This is a genomic window from Methylobacterium sp. WL18, assembly GCF_008040015.1.
Classification (GTDB): Bacteria; Pseudomonadota; Alphaproteobacteria; order Rhizobiales; family Beijerinckiaceae; genus Methylobacterium; species Methylobacterium mesophilicum.
This window is the reverse complement of sequence record NZ_VRVD01000396.1, coordinates 1-4413: the sequence shown is the minus strand read 5'-3', so window position 1 is coordinate 4413 and position 4413 is coordinate 1. Positions and strand designations below refer to the sequence as shown.

Genomic DNA, 4413 nt, shown 5'->3' with positions numbered 1-4413 from the left:
GCCCTGGACGCCGTGCCCGGCCTCCTCGACCGGTTGGCGCGGATCCGCCGGGCCGCCTCGGTGGCGATGGGCATCGCGCCGGATCTCGACGCCGCAGCCCGGATCGTCCACGTGCCGTTCGTCGGCCTGGTCGCGCCGCCGCTGGATGCGTCCAGCCTGTCCGGGGCGGCGATCCGCGCCGGGGATGTCGACCTGACCGCCCGGGTGATCTCGAACGGGGTGCCGCACCAGGCCCTGCCGCTCACCGCCACCCTGTGCCTCGCGGTGGCCGCCCGGATCGCGGGCAGCCTGGTCCACGAGGCCGCGCGCGCCACCGGCGATGGCGCCCTGCGCGTCGGCATGCCTTCGGGCATCCTCACCGCGGACGCCACCGTTTCGCGGGATGGGGACGGTTGGCGGGCGGAGCGCGGCGCGTTCTTCCGCACCGCGCGGCCACTGATGCGGGGCGCGGTGTATTATGAGCCTCGCACGCAGGTGCAAATGGAGAGGACACGCGCTACACTTTCAGGTGGTGAGTCTCATGAACAAGCGACCGGTCAAAGATAGCACCCATCGGCAGCGATCCGTGAAGCCGTTCGTCAGCGGCCGCGTCGGCGTTGACAAGACCGTGCCTGCGCCTGTCGGCGCTTATCGTCAGACGGCGCATGATCCGCATCTTGTACTGCTGTCGAAGGCCGCTTTCGATGCCCTGACGGATGTCCTCGATACGCCGCCGGCACCTTCGGAGGGCGCTAGGCAGGCTGTTGCGCGCGCACGCTCATGGCGACGCTAGGCACAAGCAGAACGCGCTACTGCTTCTCAGTTTGAGGCTTGATCATCGCCGTCGCTGTTTTGACCGGTAAGAATAACCGGTTCGGAAGCTCCAGATTGGCGATCGGCCTAAAGTCGACTTTTTCATAAAGCCTCCGAGCCTTGGGGCTTGCGGCGTCGACGATGATCAACCGGAAAGCGATCTGCTCGGACGCCACGACGCATTGCTCGATCGCGGCGATGAGAATTTCTAGGCCCAACCGGCGCCCTTGCAGGTCCGCGTGAAGGGCGAGGCGCCCGATCAAGGCCGCGGGCACGACTCTGGGCGTTCCGTGCGGTTGCGCCCGCTTGGGGAGATTGCTTCGGGCTACCACAGCGGATGACAGTCCGAAGAACGCTCCAACGCGCTTGGTGCCTGGAAAGCAGGCGACGAACGCGCGCGTGTAGCCCTCGCGATCGTTCGCAAGAGCTTGGCTCCTGAGCCAACCGGCCTGATCGCCGACGTCGTCGGATCCTCCGGCGAAGCCGATCAGCTCATGCTCTTCCGTCAATCGTTCGAGGGGGCCGAGGGGAGGGGGTTCCTCCAACCCAAGATCCCGCGTTTCCATAGGAATCACTTCCACGTCTTGCGTCGTCCTTTCTCCGAGCGTGCGGTTGTTGTCGCGCTGTCGTCAATCGTTCTACATGAGGCCAGTCTGCGCCCCACGGATTTGCCCCTCGCTATGACACCCGCCGACAGACGCGGTCCGGCGTCGCGGACACGCCGGTTCAAGCCGTGGACGCGCCTGGATGCCTTGGCGTCCTTCTGGTCCTTCCGATACGAGCCGATCCGGTATCCGCATCGCGACGAGACCGAGGCCCTGCGGGGTGACGCTCGCCGCATCGGCGACGATCTGCGCGGCGTGATCGCGCACGGGGCGGTGCGTGAATCGATCAAGCGGGACTAGCCCATCACATCCCCAGCCAGCCTCGGGTCGATGAAAACCCTGATCGGTCTCTTCTCCCTGCGCCGCCGCTCGATCGCGGTGCGGCTGGCCGTGTCGGCCTTCCTGTCGAGCTCGGCGATCCTGCTGATCGCGGCCTGGATCCTCACGACCCTCTACCGGGAGACCACCGAGCGCGCCTTCGACAGCCGGCTCCTGGTCTTCACCAACAACCTCGCCACCGACCTGGTCTCCCCCAACGATCCCGAGAGCCGGACCTTCTCGCTCGGCGATCCGCGCTTCGATCTGCCCCTGTCCGGCTGGTACTGGCAGGTCGGCAAGCCCGACGCGAAGCCCCGGGACCTGCGCACCTCGCGCTCGCTCGTCGGCGTGCCGCTGGGGCCCGCCACCGATGCCGACGGCAAGGTCGGGGTCGGCCAGATCCGCCAGGGCTACGGCAAGGGTCAGGACGGCCGCCTGCTGCGGATCATGGAGCGCGACGTCGATCTCGGCGAGGAGGGCCGCTACACCGTGCGGGTGGCCGGCCCGGCGGACGAGATCGTCAACGACGTCGACCGGTTCCGCAATTCGCTGACGATCACGTTCGGGCTGCTCGGCCTGTCGCTGGCGATCACGACGCTGCTGCAGATCCGGTTCGGCCTGGCGCCCCTGAAGAAGATGCGCGCCGCGCTCGGCGCCGTCCGCCGCGGCGAGGCCGACCGGATCACCGGCACCTACCCGCGCGACATCGCCCCGCTCACCGGCGAGGTGAACCTCCTGATCGAGACCAACCGGGAGATCCTGGAGCGCGCCCGCACCCAGGTCGGCAACCTCGCCCACGCGCTCAAGACGCCGCTCTCGATCATCGTCAACGAGGTCGGCGCCTCGGACGCCCCGGAGGAGCTGTCGCAGAAGATCCGCGAGCAGGCGGCGGTGATGCGCGACCAGGTGAACTACCACCTCGACCGCGCCCGCGCGGCCGCGCTCGCCGGTACGCTGGGCACCTCCACGGAGGTCGAGCCGGCCCTGGCCGGCCTCGTGCGCACGTTTGGAAAGATCTACCGGGACAAGGACATCGCCTACGACGTCCACGTTCCCCCGGGCCTGCGCTTCCGGGGCGAGCGCCAGGATTTCGAGGAGATGGTCGGCAACCTCGTCGACAACGCCTCGAAATGGGCCCACGGCCGGGTTGCGATCCGGGCCGAGGCGGTGGCCCGGAACGATTATCCCCATCTCGTGGTCGCCATCGAGGACGACGGCCCCGGCCTGCCCCCGGAGGCCCGCCAGGCCGTGCTCGGCCGGGGCCGGCGCCTCGACGAGTCGAAGCCCGGCTCGGGCCTCGGCCTGTCCATCGTGGCGGACCTCGCCGCCCTGTACCGGGGGCGCTTCACCCTGGAGCAGGCGGCCCTCGGCGGCCTGCGTGCGGTGTTGGAGGTGCCGGGCGACGCGCCGGTCGGGCCGGCCAACCATTGATGGTGCGTGCGTGGCGGCGATGGGCGGTGCGTTGACGCTGCCGCTCATCCGCAGTGTCATCGCTGCAAAGGTTGCCTCGCCGGTCCCGCTGCGGAATCAGATCTCGGCGTTCGTGTCCGTGATCTCCGGGGTGCCGGCCTTATTGAGCGTCGAAGCTGAGGACACCGCGTCCCACGTCGTTCTCGTGCCGGTGGCCTATTGCGCTGTGACTGACAGGCTGGTCCAGGTGGAGTCCCGTCTGACAGACACGCAAGCGGTCCTGTGGCGCCGCAAGCTCACACGGTTTCACGAATTCTCCTTCACGATCCTAGTCGTCAGCCTCGCCGACGACACGCCCACCTACGAGACGCAGGACAGGACGTACGCGCGACCGTACCTGCCGGACGCGTGCCGGCCCTTCGTCATGCCAATCGTCGCCGCGAGCTTGAGAGCGCTCGTTGCACATGTGCGGCCATGGCTGATCTACCGCGTCACAAAGTCTCGCAACCCGCCGGAGAAAGCGCTCCGGAAGGATCTCTTCCTGACGCGGACGCTGGAAGACGAAGGATATGCCGTCGTCGAGACGGGATCGGATCCTTGGGACCGAAGGTTTTGGATTCTCAGCCGCGCGTTGACAGGCTGAAGCCGGTGTGGAGGATACTGGTCGTCCAGGAGAATGCCATGGCTATCGGCCTGCGGGATCCGCGCGGCGACGATCTCTACGTCAGCGATCGTGTCTTCGACGGCGTTCGTTCCCGAGACGCTGAAACGACGGCGCGTGACCGCGACCGGGCGCTGAAGCAGCTTGAGCGCCTTCGGACGGATCGGCGGCCAGGCACCGGCAAGCGCCCCTGATCGCGGCGACGTTCACGGACTTTGTGTTCGTCGACCCCGCACGAGCGGGGTTTTTTATTGCTTTTGCGGAACCGGCCCCGCAAGCGAAGGTCCGCGCCGACAGATGTCAGCGGCGAAGAGGTTCGTCCATCAAGCGGACTCTTGCGTTACGCATTCCCCGACTGGACCACGGCAGAGTTTCCGAGTTTTGATGACGGCGATCTGGTTCATCCTGGCGGGCATGACCGCTGCGGCCGTGCTCGGCCTGCTCTGGCCGATGTCGCGGCGCACGGCCGTTCCGGTCGGCGAGGGCGGCAGTTCCAGCGTCGATACCGAGACCGCGTTCTACGAGGATCAGATCGCCGAGATCGACCGCGATCTGGACCGCGGCCTGATCGCTCCGGACGAGGCCGAGACCGCCCGCGCCGAGGCTGCCCGGCGGCTGTTGCGGGCC

The 4413-nt window shown here is 67.8% G+C and carries 7 protein-coding genes; 6 read left to right on the top strand and 1 reads right to left on the bottom strand.

What is annotated here, in order from left to right; all coding sequences use genetic code 11:
• Nucleotides 1–546: 2-methylaconitate cis-trans isomerase PrpF family protein (locus FV228_RS21435; protein ID WP_246693981.1), on the top strand; the 546-nt coding region annotated here is incomplete at its 5' end.
• A 242-nt stretch (nt 547–788) separates the two neighbouring features.
• Here the strand turns inward: FV228_RS21435 and FV228_RS21430 are convergent.
• Entirely contained in the window at nt 789–1373 is a 585-nt protein-coding gene (locus FV228_RS21430) for a GNAT family N-acetyltransferase (RefSeq protein WP_147856458.1), read from the bottom strand.
• 99 nt (nt 1374–1472) lie between these two features.
• Between FV228_RS21430 and FV228_RS21425 the strand changes: the two genes are divergently transcribed.
• The 5 genes from FV228_RS21425 to ccmI form a co-directional block, all read left to right on the top strand.
• A complete protein-coding gene (locus tag FV228_RS21425) occupies nt 1473–1697 on the top strand; it encodes a hypothetical protein (protein WP_147856457.1) in 225 nt (74 codons plus the stop codon).
• Between the two features lie 30 nt (nt 1698–1727).
• Nucleotides 1728–3146: a sensor histidine kinase gene (locus FV228_RS21420; protein WP_147856456.1), complete on the top strand. Its 1419-nt coding sequence runs from the start codon at nt 1728–1730 to the stop codon at nt 3144–3146.
• A gap of 10 nt (nt 3147–3156) precedes the next feature.
• The gene (locus FV228_RS21415) at nt 3157–3768 is read left to right on the top strand and encodes a hypothetical protein (RefSeq protein ID WP_147856455.1); all 612 of its coding nucleotides are present in this window, start codon (nt 3157–3159) and stop codon (nt 3766–3768) included.
• A gap of 38 nt (nt 3769–3806) precedes the next feature.
• Nucleotides 3807–3980 (top strand): hypothetical protein, encoded by a 174-nt coding sequence (locus tag FV228_RS33300; RefSeq protein ID WP_187277851.1) that lies wholly within the window; start codon nt 3807–3809, stop codon nt 3978–3980.
• Between the two features lie 190 nt (nt 3981–4170).
• Nucleotides 4171–4413, top strand: a 243-nt coding sequence (gene ccmI / locus FV228_RS21410) for a c-type cytochrome biogenesis protein CcmI (protein WP_147856454.1), incomplete at its 3' end; no start/stop codon positions are given.

Excerpts from the sequence above, each read along its gene's own strand:
- FV228_RS21425 (WP_147856457.1), top strand. The coding sequence starts at position 1,473 with ATGACACCCGCCGACAGACGCGGTCCGGCGTCGCGGACACGCCGGTTC.
- FV228_RS21420 (WP_147856456.1), top strand. The coding sequence starts at position 1,728 with ATGAAAACCCTGATCGGTCTCTTCTCCCTGCGCCGCCGCTCGATCGCG.
- FV228_RS33300 (WP_187277851.1), top strand. The coding sequence starts at position 3,807 with ATGGCTATCGGCCTGCGGGATCCGCGCGGCGACGATCTCTACGTCAGC.